Here is a 17,161-nt window from a genome sequence, read left to right as displayed (position 1 = left end):
CATAAACTAGATATTTGTTTGAATAAAAAATATCCGATAGAATAGATTTGTAAGCGAATTTACTAAATGCATGAATACTATTAATAGGAGGGATTTACATGAAAGAACGAGATCTAACAGTTATTGGTAGTTACAGCACGAGGGAAGAAGCTTTATCAGTGATCGAACAATTGCGCGATGAAGGGTATAATCGAGAGGATATTATTATTTACACGACAAAAGAAGCTGCTCAGAGATTTGGTTTTTCTGGATTATCAGGAATTGATGTAGAAACAGATATCAATGAGATAGAAGATGTTCATGAAGATCGGTCTTTATGGGAACGCATTAAAGATGCGTTTTCTACTAATACTTATGAGTATGCTTCTAATGAAGAAGAGGCTGAACGTTCCGTTGAGAATGATCCATTGTATCAATACCGCGACGATATCGCAGAGGGAAAAATTGTCATTACAGTGAAGAATTATCGTGGGGCAACGATGTCCGCGTCTGAAATAAATACGGATAAAAATGCAGAAGTTTCAACGAATAACATTGATTATGGAACTGATGATGATACCATTCAACTGAAAGAAGAACAGCTAGACGTCAACACGCATGATGTAACAACAGGAGAAGTGGATATTCATAAACATGTTGTAAATGATACAAAAACCATAGAAGTACCTGTTAAACGAGAAGAAATTGTGATTGAAAGAAAACCGGTTAATAGTGAAACAAGTCATAACATTTCAGATGATACTTTGAAAGATGAAACAATTACCATTCCAATCAAAGAAGAACAAATTGACGTTAATAAACATACTGTTGTACGTGAAGAGGTAGGAATCCACAAAAAAGAACATGAAGATATCAAACAAGTAACGGAAGATGTCAGTCGGGAAGAGTTGGATGTGGATACAAAAGGCGATGTTCAAGTAGAGGATACGGGAGAAAAAACTCGAAACCCTGAACATCCTTAATAAACGTTTAACCAAAAGAAAGTTATAATCAATAAAATAAAGACATTTCATCTTATCAAATGGATAAGAGAAATGTCTTTATTTAGTCGTTAAAATTTATTGGATACTATTATATTGAATTTTTGATTCATCAAGAACAAATTGTTGATCGTTCTCTAATTGTTTTAGGTGTTTCATTGAACGTACATAGGAATAAAGTAAAACAGCGACAGAACCTGCCCATGCAAGTGGTGAAGCAGCAGCGGCACCCGTATAACCTAATAACCCAGTTAAAATGATCGCTGCAAAAGAACGCATGATTAATTCCATCATTCCAGCAAGTGTAGGAATCTTACTTTGACCAAGGCCTTGTAATGTATAGCGAAGAATGAATAGAATCGCTAGGATCCAATACAATGAACCATTGATGTTGAAGTAAGTTTGTGCTAATTCAAAGACACGTGTTTCAGTGGAAGAAACAAACAGTTGCATCAGTGAATGACCAAAGAAAATCATAATCGCACCAGCTACTAGACTAAAACCAATGCTCATCATAAGTGTTTGTTTGACACCTTTTAGGATGCGTCCGTATTCTTTTGCTCCATAATTTTGAGCAGTGAAGGTAGCTATAGCAATCCCAAATGACATCATTGGTTGATTGGCAAATTGGTCAATCCGACTTGCTGCAGCTTGGGCAGCGACCACATCTGTTCCTAAGCTGTTCAAAGCTGCTTGAAGAACGATGGCACCTACTGCGATAATAGAAGATTGAAAAGCCATTGGCAAAGCAGCGTTTAAATGGACTTTTATTTCTTCTTTATCAAATTTAAAGTCTTTTTTGCGTAATTGTAATAACGGAATTTTTTTCTTGATATAGACAAGACATAATAAACTAGAACAAACTTGTGCGATCACCGTAGCAATCGCTGCACCTTCTACGCCCATACCAAAGTTTATGATAAAAATTAAATCAAGAACAATATTGACAATGACAGCAATGATCAAGAAGAACAGTGGTGTTCTACTATCGCCCAATGCGCGAATCACATTAGAAAGCAAGTTAAAACTCATTGATGCGAAAATCCCAAGCAAAATGATTGAAATGAACGTTTGTGCCTGATCCATAATTTCAACTGGCGTTTGCATCAATTGAAGCATCGGACGAATAAAGACTAAGCTAAGGACAGTTAAAACAAGAGTGACAATCAAACTAATCACGACACTTGCAGCAAAACTTCTCTTAAGACCACGATAATCTTTAGCACCATAGCGTTGGGCTGTGATAATCGCTAAACCAGCAGTTAACCCTTGAGCAAAACCAATAATCAAGAAAGTTAAACTTCCTGTAGCACCAACAGCAGCTAGTGCATTTTTACCTAAAGTTTGACCGACAATAATCATATCAACCATGTTATAAAACTGTTGAAAGACATTACCGATAAGTAAAGGTAAGGTGAACATTAAAATTAGTTTAGCTGGGCTTCCTTTTGTTAAATCGCGCATTTTTTAAACTCCTTATTATCTGTAAAATTTAGTTAGTAGTATATAGTGTTTATCCTGAGATTACTAGTTAAGAAATAAAAGAATTTCATTAAATTTTACGTATGAATAACTTATTTTCATGAAAATTTTCAATAGCGTGCACCATAAAACAAGCCAAGAAGTGGGTCGTCGAATCAATTCAAAGAAAAATATCAAAGAATAAATTCAAAGGATCAACTGCTTGGCTTTAGGCTACAAATCAAAATAAACAACGCATGGTTGTGAATCTTACGACTGTCTTATCTCACTAGGTAATAAAATGGTTTCTTTTGTTCCATCATCATACGCATAGACTTGGCTAGGAAATTGTGAGGAATAACGAAACGGTAAATCAATTCCCATTTCGACATCACTACCTGCTTGTGAAAAATGCATGGTTACTTTTCCATTATTATCCATTAAATCAAAGGCTAAAATATTGTCCAAGGGAATAACTCCCTTAAGGTCTAGGTCAATAATAAACCAGATACTATCAATCAACTCATCTGGCAAACTCGATACAACACCTACAGAGGCATACCGGTTGCGACTACTGTCAAAACTTTCAAACATCTGTTTAACCTCCTTCGTTTTATCGAATAGACGTGTGTTTTTTTCGTTTCGGATAAACGATTTATACTTACTGTAACGATGGTTCATTCTAATAAAGTTTTTCAAAAAATGCAACAAAAATCGCATACTTTTTTTCAAAGTATAAGTTTTCTTTAAGGAGTGTAAAAAACGTGTCAAAAGCGAAGTTTACCAACGCTTTTGACACGAACAAGTTACTTGTTATTCTTCCGTTGAACCAATGACTTCTGGTTCGTTTTCTTCATCAGTCGTTTCAGCTTCTTCTGTTGGAGCCACGACTGCTGCAATTTGTTCTTCTTTGTCAGAAACGACTTTATAATCGTTTGTTTCTGGTAAATCAGCTACTGTGATCGCATCGCCTAGATTTAAGTTAGTCACATCGACTTCAATGCGTTCAGGCAAGTTGTTTGGAGTAGCAGAGACAATCACCGTGTAAAGGTTTTGAGCTAAGACACCACCTGATTTCACACCGACAGATTCACCGACAAGGACAACTTCTGTTTCCACTTCTGTTTCTTCTGACATGTTTACGGATAAAAATTCCACATGTTCAAACTGGTTGGTAAAGGTATTTGTTTGGACTTTATGAACCAACGTATTGACTTTATTTCCGTCGATATCCATGGTAATAACTGTATTAGCGCCATTTTCACGCAACACTTTACTGAATATTCGTCCATCCACTGAAATAGGGGTACTTTCAACATTGTATCCATAAATGATAGCTGGTACTTTTCCTTCATGGCGCAACTTGTTTCTCAACGAACGGGGACGTACTTCTCTTTTACTTACTTCTAATGATACTGACATAACCAAAATTCCTCCTTAAAATGTGACTGCCTGAAACAAAAACAGACAGGTTTTATTTAAGTGAACTTTCAACGGCTATTCTCTTGCACATTATTGGCTAGGGCGCATAAAAAGCGCAAAAGGACAGATGCGCGCATCTGCCCTTAGAAAGTCAGGATTCAACTTTTCTCCACCAGGTCATTACGCTGTGTATGAGAAATCCAATTCACTTTACTATTTAACCGTAGCGCGAATTTAAAATTAAGTCAAGGGATAACGATGGTTTTCTTATTTTGCATCTCTTTATTTTCAGGTTATAATGCTTGTTAGTGTAAGAAAGGAAAGATCCATGCGTTTAGATAAATTAATGGAAGAATCATTGCAGACGACACGTAAAGAGATGAAACGATTATTTGCAGCCAAACAAGTAAAAATAGATGGACACATCGAGTTTTGTCAAAATCGCAACGTGGATAGTCTTCTTCATGAGATTGAAGTTTCAGGTAAGCGTTTAACCACAAATGAAGTCTACTATATACTGAATAAACCAAACGGCGCAGTAACAGCCGTCAAAGACAAGTCCAAAAAAACCGTTGTCGATTTGATTGCACCAGAAGATCGTACCAAGCCGTTATACCCAGTTGGACGACTTGATCGAGATACCACTGGTTTACTTTTGCTCACTTCAAATGGACAATTAGGTTATGAGATGCTTTTACCGGACAAGAAAGTATGGAAAACATATGAAGCAACGGTCAATGAACCGGTAACGTCTTTAGATGTGCAAGCTTTTCAAGAAGGGATTATGTTTGATGGAGGCTATCGTTGCTTGCCGGCACGATTAGAGATCATAGAAACAGATAAGAAAAGTAGTAGAGTAAAAGTAACGATCCAAGAAGGCAAGTTCCATCAAGTAAAAAAAATGTTCCTTGCTCGTGGGAAAAAAGTCACTAGATTAAAGCGACTCAGTATGGGACCTTTACAATTAGATGAGCAACTATTAGAAGGTGAATATCGTTCACTGACAGTAGATGAATTAAAGCAATTAAAAAAATACTTTAAATAGGAGAAAAGAAAGATGAAATATAAAACACTATTGTTTGATGTCGACGATACCTTGCTTGATTTTCAATTGACAGAAGCAAAAGCCTTAAACGAATTATTTGCTGAACAAGGTATTGAATTGACACCAGAAGTAAAAACCAGTTACAAAGCATTGAATCACCATTTATGGCGTGAATTTGAAAAAGGAAATATGACTAGAGAAGAAGTGACAGGTAGCCGCTTTGGTCTATTATTTCAGCAATTTGGGAAAGCAGTCGATAGCTTGGCCATGGAAAAGCGTTATCGTCATTATTTGAATCAAGGGCATGATCTCATTGAAGGGAGCCACGAATTACTTCAATCTTTAACTAATCAGGCGGATTTGTATATTGTGACAAATGGGGTATCAAAAACTCAGTATCAACGTTTGACGGATGCGAATATGCTAGGTTATTTCAAAAAAATATTTGTTTCAGAAGATGTCGGTGCCCAAAAGCCAATGAAAGCTTTTTTTGATCATGTTTTTTCTAATATTCCGACATTAGAAAAAGAAACAACGGTCATTATAGGTGATTCATTAACCTCTGATATTAAGGGTGGCAACCTAGCTGGAATTGATACGATTTGGTTTAATAAAAACCAATTACCAGAAATTCCTGAGATCACGCCTACTTATCGTGTGGATTCATTGTCAGAACTTTATCCTCTTTTGGAAATCAAGGCGCATTAATTTTCAGAAAAATATGGCATTTTCGTGTATTTTCGCTATAATAGATAAGAATGCAAAATCGGATATGAAAGAGGTTTTAGTCAATGACAAAAAGCAAGCCAATTATCATTGGTGTGACGGGTGGATCAGGAAGCGGAAAAACGAGCGTTAGCCGTGCCATTTTCAACCATTTTCCAGACCATTCCATCATGATGCTTGAACAGGATTCTTATTATAAAGATCAAAGCCATTTAAGCTTTGAAGAACGATTGAATACGAATTATGATCATCCCTTTGCCTTTGATAATGATCTGCTGATTCAGCACGTGAAAGAACTACTGAACTATAACGCCATTGAAAAACCAGTATATGATTACGTTGCACACACGAGAAGCCAAGCAACAATCATTCAAGAACCAAAAGAAGTCATTATATTGGAAGGTATCTTGATTTTAGATGATGAACAGTTACGTGATTTAATGGATATTAAAGTATATGTAGATACTGATGATGATATACGGATCATCCGCCGTATCAAACGAGACATGGAAGAACGTGGTAGAACATTGGATTCAGTCATTGAACAATATTTGACAGTGGTGAAACCAATGTATCATCAATTTATTGAACCAACTAAACGTTATGCAGACATCATTGTACCAGAAGGCGGAGAAAATCATGTAGCGATTGATTTGATCACGACAAAAGTGGCTAGTTTTTTAGATCATAAATAAAAAAGATGAATGATTTTGATAAGTCGAAGAATCACGAAGATAGAAGTAAATATTTTCGTTTCTTCGACTTATTTCTCAAAATAGGGCATATATCCATTGTTTAACCCATAAAAAGCTAGCAAGAAATTTAAAAAATGGAGAAACCGATTATGGAAAAGAAAAATAATGTGCATAAATACCTACGGATCATCCCAATTGTTGGTGTGTTGTTCTTTTTAGGGTTAGTTATTTATGCTTATCGGCACGGTATCTTTCAGTCTACAGATTCTTTGCAACGATTCATTCAACAATTTGGAGACTATGCTGTTGTCATTTTCGTTTTGTTACAGATTGTTCAAGTGATTATCCCTATATTACCTGGAGGTATTTCTTCGGTGGCGGGGATGCTGATGTTTGGGAATGGCTTTGGTTTATTTTACAGTTGCCTCGGTTTAATCATTGGGGAAGCTATTGGTTTTTTACTTGTGCGCTATTATGGTGTAAGTTTTGTCCAGCTGATTCTTTCACCAAAAAAGTATCAAAAATTTGATCAATTACTGACACAAAAAACCAAAGATATCAAAAAGGTATTATGTTTAACCTTATTAATTCCCTTTGCTCCAGATGACTTGATTTGTCTTGTGGCGGGTCTGACAAAGCTATCTTTTAAAGAATTTATGCAAATCGTTATTCTTTTAAAGCCATGGTCGGTGGGAATTTATAGCATGATTATGTTGTTTTTGTTCCATAAAGCACAAGGGAATCTCTAAGCTATAGGAAGGGAAGAAAAAGCATGTTGGAAAAAGTCAAAGTCACCACAAAGGAAATAGACGAGCTAGTGGCAATAATCAAAGAAGTGTGGCCGGAAGCGTTTGTGCCAATTATTGGACAAGAACAGGTGGACTATATGCTAGCTACTTATCAATCCAAGGAACAAATCGAAAAAGAAATAGCCGAAGGGGTTCAGTACTTTTTGTTAAAAAAACAAGGTCAGACAGTAGGCTATACCGCTTATGAAATCATTGATTCAAAAATTTATCTAAGTAAGCTCTATCTATTACATCAAGTGCGTGGACAAGGATTAACGACTGCGATTTTTCACTGGTACGAGCAATTAGCCAAAGAACAGGGAATCACAGAGATTTATTTGCGAGTGAACCAAGGAAACACCCAAGCCATCGCAGTATATAAGCATCAAGGATTTGAACTGGTGGGTGAATTGGTCTCAGATATTGGTCAAGGATTTCAAATGGTCGATTATAAAATGAAAAAAATCCTCGCATAAAGAAGTCAGATGTGTTAAAGTAACTTCATGAGACGGGTCGAGAAGGCCTCTGGTTTACAGATGCGCCTAATTGATTTTGGAGACACAAGATAATTTATTATCACCTGCCGGAATGTAGGGGTGTCGGGCAAGACTTTTGTGGAGAAGGGCTTGTCTGCTTGAAAAAATTTTTCAAGTACCAGGAATAAAATAAAAGTTGATTCACTCAATAAAAATAAGCAAGAATGTTTGAAATAGTGATGTTTTGATTCATTCTCACTTGTTTTGAGGAATCGGCTTTTATTTTTTTAGTATAAACTATGAATAACTGCTCTTTACATAATCCCCACGTAATAATTTTTCTTTTAAAATCATCCATTTATGCTTAAAGAATGTTTGTGTATTCTCCATTACTGAAACCCACGGAAAATTTAGTGTTAAGCTTTCTAATCAAAACCTATTTCTTCTTTTATATTTTTCTGCTGCCTGTCGTTTTAAACGGCGGGCTCTTTTTTTCTTAATTGAACCTCTTAAAGCCTAATCATGGGTTTCGTTCGTCCTTCAACTTTTTTTCATTTACCCAATTAATGCTCATGTATTTTCAAAAAATACTTATTTCAGACAAAAACAAGTTGTGGAATGAAGGTTTTTGATTTTTTTAACCACATGAAAGTTTGTAGTATAAAGACAAATCGAAAAAAGGAGATGATACAAAATGTATTTACAAATAAAACGTTTACTGGATCTATTGGCGAGTATGTTGCTATTGATTATAGTTACGCCATTTTTGGTGGTGATTGCTGTTACTCTGTATTTTTGTAATGGAAAACAAGTTTTATTCAAACAACCTCGTGTAGGGAAAAATGAAAAGATTTTTTTAATTTATAAGTTCAAGACAATGAACGATCAGAAAGATGAAGAAGGTAACTTATTACCAGATGTTCAACGATTAACGAAATTTGGAGCATTTTTAAGAAAAACCAGTTTAGATGAACTACCACAATTATGGAATATTTTCAAAGGAGACATGAGTTTTGTCGGTCCGAGACCGTTACTCATTGAATACTTGCCTTTATATACGAAAGAACAAGCAAGAAGACATTTAGTGATTCCAGGCTTGACTGGACTTGCTCAAGTGAATGGAAGAAACGCTCTGACTTGGGAAGAAAAATTTCAATATGATGTTACATACGTCGATCAAGCAAGCTTGAAAACAGATAGTTTCATTTTAGTAAAAACAGTCTTGATTGTACTCAAACGAAAAGGTGTCAATAGTGGAAAACAAGAAACTATGGAACGATTTATGGGCGTGTCCAAGTAAAAAATTAGGAGGTTCTAATGAGAGAACAAGAAAAAGAGCTTCGTTCTTATTTTCTATCGAGTTCAGATGCTCTTGCGTACTTAAATATTACGCGACAACATTTAAATTCATTGGCAAAGCGTGAAAAAATCACCCGAGTAAAAAAAGTGGTGTGACATTATATTACAGAGAAGAAATCAGCGAACGAAAAAAGCACAAGAACAGCTAAGAAAAAAATATCGTCCCTATGATTATTCCTGGAAAAGAAAGGAGCAAAGATGAAACAATTTTTTAAAGTAATCGGCATAGTCATTGGTGTGATGACTGTGACTTTGCTGTTTTTTTTAGGCAAAATTTATTATGACCTTTCTACAAGTGTCAATAAGATGTACGCCAATGCAATGACTGAATCGGGAGAAATAGCCACGAAATTTGTCAATTTAGAGCAAAAACAACCGTTTAGTCTTTTATTACTAGGGATCGATAGTGAAGATTTAACGACTGAATATGGACGTTCAGACAGTCTCTCCCTGCTAACCATCAATCCTGGGAAAAAACAAACCAAATTGCTAAGTATTCCTCGAGATGCTTACGTCGAGATTGATGGACGAGAAGGAAAAGACAAAATCAATCACGCGTATGCTTATGGTGGGGCTTCAATGGCGATTAAAACGGTAGAAGGTGTCTTCGATCTTCCTATCAATCATTACGTCACTTTAGATATGGTAGGTTTGAAAAAATTAGTGGATATTGTGGGTGGTATAGCGGTAGAAAGTCCTTTTGATTTTACTTATCAGGGCAAGAAATTTACTAAAGGTATTAATTTTTTAAATGGCGAAGAAGCATTAAAGTATTCACGGATGCGAAAAGACGACCCTCTAGGAGACTACGGACGACAAGAGCGCCAAAGACAAGTGATTGAAAGCATTGGGAAAAAATTATTCAATCTAAAGATGCTCCCGCACTACCAAGAAGTATTGTCAACCTTAGAAAATAATATGCGAACAGACTTTACTTTTTTGGACATGAAAAGCATTGCTTTGAATTACGGCGATGTATTGAGTAATATTGATAGTCTTCAGTTAGAAGGTGAAAATTACGAAGAAAACGGGATTTCCTATCAAAAAATCACGGATGAACAATTGAAAATGAAACAGAATCTATTAAAAGAAAATCTAGAATAATCGAAATGATGTATTTCATACCATTAAAAATGATTATTTTTTTTGTTAAAAATCCGCATAATTATGTCTACGAGCTGTTTCTATTTTATCTAAACAACCAAACCGCTAAATATGGGGGGAGAAAAATGAAAGAAATCGTTATCGTTGGAGCGGGTGGTTTTGGCAAAGAAATTGGATTTTTAGTGAACCAGTTATCGGACTACCATTTGCTTGGCTATGTTGATGATCGAAAGCGAAAAGGAGAAAAAGTAGGTCACGCCACTGTTTTGGGAACCATTGAATGGCTAGCATATTATTCGAAACCAGTGAATGTTGCGATTGGTGTTGCAGCGCCAGAAATAAAAAAGAGGATCTATCAAAAATTGCAGGTAAACCCCTATTTAAAATTTCCTAACTTGATCTCACCATTTGCCTTAATTGATGAAGAGGTCCAGTTTGGTCAAGGAAATATCATTATGCCCTTTGCAACTCTGCTGACTGATATCCAAATAGGAGATTTTAATATGGTCAATCTTCGTACAAGCATTGGTCATGATACAACGATAGGTTCTTATAACTCACTTTTTCCAAATGTTACGGTTTCAGGAAATACCACGATCAATGATCAAACAAGTTTTGGTGTCAGTAGCACCCTTATTCAAAACATAATGATTGGCTCTCATAGCACGATTGGTGCTGGAGCAGTGGTCATCAAGGACATTCCAAGTCATGTAACAGCTGTGGGATGTCCAGCACATATTATAAAAAAAAGAATGGAGAAATAACATGAAAAAATTACTTATTAGTGTAGCAATATTAACAGGATTATCTATGGCATTAGCAGGATGTAGCAATTCAAAAAAAACAACCAATACAACTCAAGAAAGTTCAGAAATCTTGAATATTCAATCAGAAATCGGTGAAACAAAGAAAACAGAAAATCTAGAAATAACAGTGGAAGCTGCAAAAATTGTCGATAATCCTTTAAATACAGATTTAGGAAAAACAACATTAGAAGTAAAAGTCAAGGCTAAAAATATTTCAGAAGAAGAACAAGATATCGGCACACCTGACTTCAAAATTTTAGATGCAAAAGGAAATGAATATAAATTTACAAGTAGCGAAGATAATTTTGGTGACGTAATCGAACCTGGAAAAACGTTAGAAGGAGCAGGTTATTATTCGATTCCTAATGATATGACCTCTGGAGTCATCGTCTATAATCCTTTCCAAACAGCGCTTCAACTAAAATGGGAAGCCGAATTTGAAGGTGCGAGAAAAACAGCCAAGCAAGATTCAAAAGAAAAAATGAGTAAAGAAGCGAAACATGAAGAAAATAAATCCAGTCAAGCTTCAACAGAAAATACGAAAAAATAATGGAAAAAATTATGATGTACAGTTCTGTGCATTCTTGGAAAGACGCTCGCATCTTTTTCAAGGAAGCGCAGAGCTTATCAAAAAAATATCAGGTAGATTTTTATGCAGTAACCGATGATACAGCATCAGAAAGTTTTGAAAATAGCCATTTAAACATTCATTTGTTAGACAAAGCCAAACGACATAACCGATATAAGATTTGGCGTCAGCTTTATAAAGAAATTCTAGCGAGTGATGCAACGTACTATCATTTTCATGATCCAGAATTATTACTGCTTCTGCCTTTTCTAAAAAGGAAAAAGAAAACAGGAAAATTTATTTATGATATGCATGAAAATTTCCCTAAAGCAATTCAATCTAAATCTTGGATTCCCAAGTATTTACGTAAACGATTAGCGAAAATCGTTCCGATTATTGAGAAAAAATTATTGAATCAAACCGATGGAATATTATTTGCAGAGGAAAGCTATAAACATGACTACCAAGCACTATCATCTAAAGTACTGACTGAAGATATTTATAATTATCCTAAAATCCAAAATCGAACTTCAGTTGTACCAAGAGCTAAGCAAGAACCAATTACTTTTGTCTATGTAGGACGAATAGCAGAAATTAGAGGAATATGGGAAATGTTAGATATGATCAGGAGTTTAACAAATGATCAGAAGAATGTACGCTTAAAATTAGTAGGATCATGTGAAAACAATCTATTAGAAAAAGTAAAACAATATATCCATCGCTATTCTTTAGAAAATGTTGTCGAATACCAATCATTTGTAGCATACGACCAATTAGCTTCCATTTATGCACAATGTGATATTGGTTTGTGTTTGTTACATCCTGTGGGGAATTATACGGAATCGATTGCAACAAAAATGTTTGAGTATATGGCCCATGGCTTACCAATGATTGTTTCCAATTTTCCTTTATGGAGAAGTATTATTGAACAAAGTAAAAACGGTTTTGCAGTAGATGTCAGAGATTCAAAAGAAATAGTATATGCTGCTAACCAATTAGTTTCTTCTTCACTTTTACGTGAGGAGCAAAGTAAAAATGGGATGAATTATTTACAGAAGGGATTTAGTTGGTCCTCAGAAGAAGCTAAACTATATGCTTTTTATCAGACCTTAAAGGAAGGAGCAACAGATGAACTTAAATATCAAGACAATTATCAATAAAATCATTCAGCGGTGGTACATATTAGTGATATGTCCTGTTTTATTTGCTGGAATAGCGTATGGCGTACAAAATTTTATTCAAGATAAAATGTATAAATCATCTGTCGAGTTGATCATGCTTCCTAAAGCAAATACAGACCAAGATACAACGAGTGATGCGAATATTCGTTTGAATATCCAATTGATGAATACGTATATGAATGTCATGAAAAGTTCGCCAGTCTTAAGTGAAGTAAGAGAAAAAACAAAAATAGATGATGGCGTGGGTGTTATTAGAAGAAGCATGACGTTAACGAGTGATGAAAATTCATTAAGTTTGTCTTTACGTGTCGTAATGGATTCTCCCTACAAAACACAAGCCGTAGCCAATCAGATTGCAGAATCAACTCAAAAATATTTAGAAACGCTATTTCCTGAAAATAAACTCATTGTACTGAACGCCGCAGAACAAGGAAAAAGGGTCAGAGATAACATGACGATTGTTTTATCGATTGTTATGGGGATTTGGCTTGGTTTAGTAATCATTATTCTAGAAACCTTAAATCAAGGAGTGATTCGTGAAGGGGAGCAACTAGCAACTTTTGGATTCCCAGTCATTGGTACGATTCCTTTAGAATACAAAGCAGAGGCCAAAAAAGCAACAACAGCTAAACTAAAGGGAAAACAATCGTTTCATTCAAGTCACAAAGATCATAAAAGAAGAAGGAGGAGGTAAAATGCAAGAAACAACGAGTTCGTCAATCTCAAAATTAGAAAGTATGGATTATTTAAGTGCCAATGCCTTTAGAGATTTAAAAACGAATTTAGAATTTCAATTAAAAAATCAACAAAAGCATGTGATCGTTGTCACTTCAGCGAATCAAGGAGAAGGGAAAAGCTATACAGCACTTCATGTGGCCAAAGCTTTTGCAGAAGCAAAAAAGAAAGTTCTTTTAGTTGATATGGATTTGCATCGTCCCCAAACCTCCAAAACGTTAGGAATTATCAATCGTCCTGGTATTTCTAATATCTACGAGGATCAGTTAACTAGAAATATTGTGAATGAAGTCAGTGAGAATCTCTTTGCCATTTCTTGTGGTAGAAGCACGTTGAACATCACTGAAATACTTTCTTCTGACATCGTGAACGACTACATTTGGCGACAACTGGAAAAATTCGATATCATCATTATTGATAGTCCCCCTATACGTCTTTCTCCTGATACAAAAGTGATTATTTCCACGTTTAAAAATGTTTTATTTGTTGTGAGAGACAATAAAACAAAAACCAATGAGATTGAAGAAGCACTATCAAGCATTCGGTTAGTCAGTCCCGTTTTGTTAGGGATGGTTTTAAACTATAAGAAAATAACGAAAAAGCAACGCAAGAAGTATGGGTATGGTTATGCGTATGGATATAAATAATCGAACAAAGTATTTGCTATACTTTGTTTTCTTTTTTCTCAGTATCTTAGGTTTGTTTCAGCCAGTGTTTTATGGAGGAATTCTCTTTCTTTCTTTTGTTTTGTTTTTATGGCGATTTGATTTAATCCAACTGAATCAATTATTGTGGTATGGTATTGTACTTTCTATGTTTTTTGGGGCATATCTATCTGTCCCTGGACATGAAAGTTTATATCTTTTTCGCTTTCTATTACCGATATATCTCGTACTTTTTCTGATGATTGGTGAATTTGATTTTTCAGGATTGAAACAATATAAGCTACCTATTTTCTGCTTAAGTATTTTTCTGGCTTTGTCTTGAACCTCTTACTTCTATGCAGATTATTCGAGTGTCGTCTTTCGGGCTTCGTACTTCGCATTTGAGATCCTTTTTATTCTTCTAGTGACCTTTCGAATGCTTAATCAGGAATCATTAAAATGGGTCTTACGAATCATAGTGATTGCATTTGTCAGCAACCTGCTAGTGGGTATTGTAGAAGTTTTGTTTGGCGTACATTTATATCTCTCTTCGGCTAATACTTATGTATCCACAACTATTAAATACCAACCGACAGGCTTTTATTTTAATACGAATGACTATGCGTTATACATTGCTTTGTATTATCCTATCGTCATTTTAGCTATTCAACAAATTCAACAGGTTTGGCGTAAAAACATCGTGTATGTGCTACTTACTGCCATGAGTCTCTTCGTCGTTATCAGTAGTTATTCAAGAATCGGTATGTTATGTATGGGGATAAGTTCATTTACCTTATTTTTTACTTTGTATCGGCAAAAGGCGGTCTTGATAAGTTTGATTTTCGGACCGCCTAGCGCTTTGTTCTTCTCTATGACTTCTTTTGGTCGCAACCTATTAGAAATCATTTCTAATTCTTTCGAAAACAAAACGACTTCTACCTCCGCACGAACAGAACTATATGAACATTTATGGAAAATCAGTCGAGATAGTCATTTTCTTGGCATTGGCGCAGGTGGCGCACCGAAAAAATTGGACAGTCTTTTTTTAGGATTTGAGAATACAGATACCTCAGCGGCTGTGACTGGTCATAATTTCTTTTTAGAGACGTTGGCAAATTTAGGCGCCTTAGGTTTTTTGGGCATGGCAGCCGTATTACTTTATTTGTTTGTTCTCCAAGTAAAACTGTATGGGAATAGTTATATGCGCAAAAATAAGTATCTTATGTTATACCCGATTGTTTCTTTTTTGATGTTGATGACCTTCTTTGGGGCAACGATTGCTTTAAGTACAACCTTGGAAAAACGTTTTTTATGGTTCGGACTGGCATTAGCCTACGTTTTAGTAAATCAAAATTTTATACGTCAAGGTATAAACAATCAAAACTAAATTTTTAATATCTCTTTTTTTGATTATCAGGAAATATGGAAATCGATATGATATTAGAGGAAGAAAGGAGTGAGGGTTTCGAGAAAAAGGTCCTTAACTTAAATAAATAGGAGAGGGTCTGTAAGAAATTTCTTTTTATTTAAGTCGTTAATCATAGTTGGCAAAAAGAATCGTCAAAAAAAGTAAAATACTATCTAGATTTTTGATGATTCTAAGTTGTACATATTTTATATGATTAACAAGGTTGTTGTAACAGCAACAAAAAAATTGATAATTATAAATTGAAAGGAAGCGAATAATGAGTAAGAAAAAATTAACGAGAAAACGTAAAAAACAACTATTAGCCATGTTTATGGCCACTGGGATGATGGCACAGAGCCTGATTTCTACAGGAATGGTTCTAGCAGAGGAAACGACGAATACTCAAGCAGTTGTAGCTACAGACACAAAAGAAACAGAAGCCTGGGATGTGCCTCTCACTGCTATAGGGCAACCCTCGACAGAGAAACCTTCAGCTGCATTGACCAATAGCGTAATATCTAAGGAAATTAAAATGTCATTTGATGGACGTTCAATGACTTTTAAAAATGGTAAGGGGTCTTTTGGTCAAGAGGGATATTCTACTTTACGGTTGTATGTATCAAATAGTATTCCAAATAAAAAAGTTCAAATATATACTAGTTCTGGTGACTATATGGGATACGGTAAAGAAGTTCCTGCTGATGCAGAAAAGATAGACTCTACAGCAATTAGAGATCTTTCTGATAACTCAGCAATTTTTACATTAAATGAAACACAATTGCAAACGATCAATTCATACAAATATATTTATTTAGGTCAGGATAGAGATAATTTCGCTAGTTCTTCCATACCATCTTATCTAGGTCAACAAGCAAATGTGAGTGATCTCTATATCAACGCACCGATGACTCCTGCGCCAGTCTATGTTCATTATTTATCTGATGCTGGTGAATATCTAGAACCTATACAAACATTGGAAGGGAAAATCGGTGAAAGTTACACTACTGAGGCGAAAGAATTTGAGGGCTATACCTTATCCAAAGCACCAGAAAATCCATCAGGAATTTTTTCTGAAACAGAACAGCATATTGTTTATGTATATACTAAAGCAAAAGAAGTCAACTACATTCATGCGGAAGATGGAGAAGTAGAATATGGCAGTGAATGGAACAATGCAGCAGCTTTAAAGGCGGCAAATGTAGTAGCCATTGATGCGAATGGAAATGACGTAACCGATAAGGCTATTTTTATGAACTTGGATAATAATCCAGTTGATACGAAAAAACCTGGGAAGTATCGAATTAAGTTTTTAGTACGGAGTGTGGATAATCTAGTTTCTGAAGATGTGACAATCACGGTAAAAGAACCCGAAATTATTGGTGATGTTACAGTCAACTACGTAGATGAAGAAGGAAATAAAGTAGCGGAATCCGAGGTTCTTAAAGGAGAAAAATACGGTGAGACTTATGAAACAGCTCCTAAAGAAATTGCTGGATATCAAGTAAAAGAAATACCAGAAAATGCAAATGGAACATTTAACGGAGAGCCACAAACAGTCACGTATGTTTATGAAAAAGCAGAAGCCGCACCCGTAACTGTTAAGTATGTGGATAAAGACGGGAAAGAATTAGTTGCTACTGAAACATTAAACGGAACTATTGGCGATAGTTATGAAACGCAAGCAAAAGAAATTGATGGCTATGTATTGAAAGAAACCCCAGAGAATGCAAAAGGTACTTTTGGTACAGATCCGCAAACAGTCA

The 17,161-nt window shown here is 35.3% G+C and carries 19 protein-coding genes; 16 read left to right on the top strand and 3 right to left on the bottom strand.

Translation table 11 applies throughout. The annotated features are described in order from the left end of the window. The first annotated feature begins 98 nt into the window (after positions 1 to 98). On the top strand, positions 99 to 962 hold the full coding sequence (locus EVI01_RS11910) for a YsnF/AvaK domain-containing protein (protein WP_010750702.1): 864 nt from the start codon (positions 99 to 101) through the stop codon (positions 960 to 962). A gap of 96 nt (positions 963 to 1,058) precedes the next feature. On the opposite strand, the gene EVI01_RS11905 is transcribed toward EVI01_RS11910, so the two are convergent. The 3 genes from EVI01_RS11905 to EVI01_RS11895 all read right to left on the bottom strand — a co-directional run bounded on the left by EVI01_RS11905 (position 1,059) and on the right by EVI01_RS11895 (position 3,863). Next, positions 1,059 to 2,444, bottom strand: coding sequence for an MATE family efflux transporter (locus EVI01_RS11905; protein ID WP_010750701.1), 1,386 nt, complete (start codon positions 2,442 to 2,444; stop codon positions 1,059 to 1,061). A 267-nt stretch (positions 2,445 to 2,711) separates the two neighbouring features. Continuing rightward, positions 2,712 to 3,035 carry a DUF960 domain-containing protein gene (locus EVI01_RS11900; RefSeq protein ID WP_010750700.1) on the bottom strand — a complete coding sequence of 108 codons (324 nt, stop codon included), beginning with the start codon at positions 3,033 to 3,035 and terminating at the stop codon, positions 2,712 to 2,714. Positions 3,036 to 3,254: 219 nt separating this feature from the next. Beyond that, positions 3,255 to 3,863, bottom strand: coding sequence for a 50S ribosomal protein L25/general stress protein Ctc (locus EVI01_RS11895; RefSeq protein WP_010750699.1), 609 nt, complete (start codon positions 3,861 to 3,863; stop codon positions 3,255 to 3,257). Between the two features lie 328 nt (positions 3,864 to 4,191). On the opposite strand from EVI01_RS11895, the gene EVI01_RS11890 reads away from it, so the two are divergent. The 15 genes from EVI01_RS11890 to EVI01_RS11825 all read left to right on the top strand — a co-directional run. Next, positions 4,192 to 4,908 carry a 16S rRNA pseudouridine(516) synthase gene (locus EVI01_RS11890; RefSeq protein WP_010750698.1) on the top strand — a complete coding sequence of 239 codons (717 nt, stop codon included), beginning with the start codon at positions 4,192 to 4,194 and terminating at the stop codon, positions 4,906 to 4,908. 12 nt (positions 4,909 to 4,920) lie between these two features. Beyond that, complete coding sequence (locus tag EVI01_RS11885; RefSeq protein WP_010750697.1) at positions 4,921 to 5,616, top strand: YjjG family noncanonical pyrimidine nucleotidase; 696 nt, start codon at positions 4,921 to 4,923, stop codon at positions 5,614 to 5,616. An 83-nt stretch (positions 5,617 to 5,699) separates the two neighbouring features. After that, a complete protein-coding gene (gene udk, locus EVI01_RS11880) occupies positions 5,700 to 6,329 on the top strand; it encodes a uridine kinase (RefSeq protein ID WP_010750696.1) in 630 nt (209 codons plus the stop codon). Positions 6,330 to 6,478: 149 nt separating this feature from the next. Then, the gene (locus EVI01_RS11875) at positions 6,479 to 7,078 is read left to right on the top strand and encodes a TVP38/TMEM64 family protein (RefSeq protein ID WP_010750695.1); all 600 of its coding nucleotides are present in this window, start codon (positions 6,479 to 6,481) and stop codon (positions 7,076 to 7,078) included. Between the two features lie 26 nt (positions 7,079 to 7,104). Beyond that, positions 7,105 to 7,593, top strand: coding sequence for a GNAT family N-acetyltransferase (locus EVI01_RS11870; RefSeq protein WP_025480619.1), 489 nt, complete (start codon positions 7,105 to 7,107; stop codon positions 7,591 to 7,593). A gap of 694 nt (positions 7,594 to 8,287) precedes the next feature. Further along, positions 8,288 to 8,893 carry a sugar transferase gene (locus EVI01_RS11865; RefSeq protein WP_010750693.1) on the top strand — a complete coding sequence of 202 codons (606 nt, stop codon included), beginning with the start codon at positions 8,288 to 8,290 and terminating at the stop codon, positions 8,891 to 8,893. 17 nt (positions 8,894 to 8,910) lie between these two features. Continuing rightward, a complete protein-coding gene (locus EVI01_RS13750) occupies positions 8,911 to 9,048 on the top strand; it encodes a hypothetical protein (protein WP_010750692.1) in 138 nt (45 codons plus the stop codon). Between the two features lie 102 nt (positions 9,049 to 9,150). Further along, positions 9,151 to 10,056, top strand: coding sequence for an LCP family glycopolymer transferase (locus EVI01_RS11860; RefSeq protein WP_010750691.1), 906 nt, complete (start codon positions 9,151 to 9,153; stop codon positions 10,054 to 10,056). 125 nt (positions 10,057 to 10,181) lie between these two features. Continuing rightward, positions 10,182 to 10,820: an acetyltransferase gene (locus tag EVI01_RS11855; protein WP_010750690.1), complete on the top strand. Its 639-nt coding sequence runs from the start codon at positions 10,182 to 10,184 to the stop codon at positions 10,818 to 10,820. Position 10,821: 1 nt separating this feature from the next. Then, a complete protein-coding gene (locus EVI01_RS11850) occupies positions 10,822 to 11,412 on the top strand; it encodes a DUF4352 domain-containing protein (RefSeq protein WP_010750689.1) in 591 nt (196 codons plus the stop codon). Then, positions 11,412 to 12,590 (top strand): glycosyltransferase family 4 protein, encoded by a 1,179-nt coding sequence (locus EVI01_RS11845; RefSeq protein WP_025480618.1) that lies wholly within the window; start codon positions 11,412 to 11,414, stop codon positions 12,588 to 12,590. Before EVI01_RS11850 ends, EVI01_RS11845 begins: the two co-directional genes overlap by 1 nt. Beyond that, complete coding sequence (locus tag EVI01_RS11840; RefSeq protein ID WP_010750687.1) at positions 12,559 to 13,305, top strand: YveK family protein; 747 nt, start codon at positions 12,559 to 12,561, stop codon at positions 13,303 to 13,305. Before EVI01_RS11845 ends, EVI01_RS11840 begins: the two co-directional genes overlap by 32 nt. 1 nt (position 13,306) lies before the next feature. Continuing rightward, a complete protein-coding gene (locus tag EVI01_RS11835; RefSeq protein ID WP_010750686.1) occupies positions 13,307 to 13,993 on the top strand; it encodes a CpsD/CapB family tyrosine-protein kinase in 687 nt (228 codons plus the stop codon). 433 nt (positions 13,994 to 14,426) lie between these two features. Then, positions 14,427 to 15,377 carry an O-antigen ligase family protein gene (locus EVI01_RS11830; protein ID WP_010750684.1) on the top strand — a complete coding sequence of 317 codons (951 nt, stop codon included), beginning with the start codon at positions 14,427 to 14,429 and terminating at the stop codon, positions 15,375 to 15,377. Between the two features lie 298 nt (positions 15,378 to 15,675). Beyond that, the coding region (locus EVI01_RS11825) for a MucBP domain-containing protein (RefSeq protein ID WP_186808777.1) at positions 15,676 to 17,161 on the top strand (1,486 nt) is incomplete at its 3' end.

The organism is Enterococcus villorum (assembly GCF_007990225.1).
Lineage (GTDB): Bacteria > Bacillota > Bacilli > Lactobacillales > Enterococcaceae > Enterococcus_B > Enterococcus_B villorum.
The sequence above is the reverse complement of the archived record's forward strand: the minus strand, read 5'-3'. Positions and strand labels throughout refer to the sequence as shown.

Bases quoted from the DNA above. Each gene is read 5' to 3' on its own strand.
- EVI01_RS11855 (WP_010750690.1), top strand. From the start codon at position 10,182: ATGAAAGAAATCGTTATCGTTGGAGCGGGTGGTTTTGGCAAAGAAATT.
- EVI01_RS11845 (WP_025480618.1), top strand. From the start codon at position 11,412: ATGGAAAAAATTATGATGTACAGTTCTGTGCATTCTTGGAAAGACGCT.
- EVI01_RS11830 (WP_010750684.1), top strand. From the start codon at position 14,427: ATGCTTAATCAGGAATCATTAAAATGGGTCTTACGAATCATAGTGATT.
- EVI01_RS11860 (WP_010750691.1), top strand. From the start codon at position 9,151: ATGAAACAATTTTTTAAAGTAATCGGCATAGTCATTGGTGTGATGACT.
- EVI01_RS11865 (WP_010750693.1), top strand. From the start codon at position 8,288: ATGTATTTACAAATAAAACGTTTACTGGATCTATTGGCGAGTATGTTG.
- EVI01_RS11885 (WP_010750697.1), top strand. From the start codon at position 4,921: ATGAAATATAAAACACTATTGTTTGATGTCGACGATACCTTGCTTGAT.
- EVI01_RS11910 (WP_010750702.1), top strand. From the start codon at position 99: ATGAAAGAACGAGATCTAACAGTTATTGGTAGTTACAGCACGAGGGAA.
- EVI01_RS11890 (WP_010750698.1), top strand. From the start codon at position 4,192: ATGCGTTTAGATAAATTAATGGAAGAATCATTGCAGACGACACGTAAA.
- udk (WP_010750696.1), top strand. From the start codon at position 5,700: ATGACAAAAAGCAAGCCAATTATCATTGGTGTGACGGGTGGATCAGGA.
- EVI01_RS11905 (WP_010750701.1), bottom strand. From the start codon at position 2,444: ATGCGCGATTTAACAAAAGGAAGCCCAGCTAAACTAATTTTAATGTTC.
- EVI01_RS11875 (WP_010750695.1), top strand. From the start codon at position 6,479: ATGGAAAAGAAAAATAATGTGCATAAATACCTACGGATCATCCCAATT.
- EVI01_RS11895 (WP_010750699.1), bottom strand. From the start codon at position 3,863: ATGTCAGTATCATTAGAAGTAAGTAAAAGAGAAGTACGTCCCCGTTCG.
- EVI01_RS11900 (WP_010750700.1), bottom strand. From the start codon at position 3,035: ATGTTTGAAAGTTTTGACAGTAGTCGCAACCGGTATGCCTCTGTAGGT.
- EVI01_RS11850 (WP_010750689.1), top strand. From the start codon at position 10,822: ATGAAAAAATTACTTATTAGTGTAGCAATATTAACAGGATTATCTATG.
- EVI01_RS13750 (WP_010750692.1), top strand. From the start codon at position 8,911: ATGAGAGAACAAGAAAAAGAGCTTCGTTCTTATTTTCTATCGAGTTCA.
- EVI01_RS11835 (WP_010750686.1), top strand. From the start codon at position 13,307: ATGCAAGAAACAACGAGTTCGTCAATCTCAAAATTAGAAAGTATGGAT.
- EVI01_RS11840 (WP_010750687.1), top strand. From the start codon at position 12,559: ATGAACTTAAATATCAAGACAATTATCAATAAAATCATTCAGCGGTGG.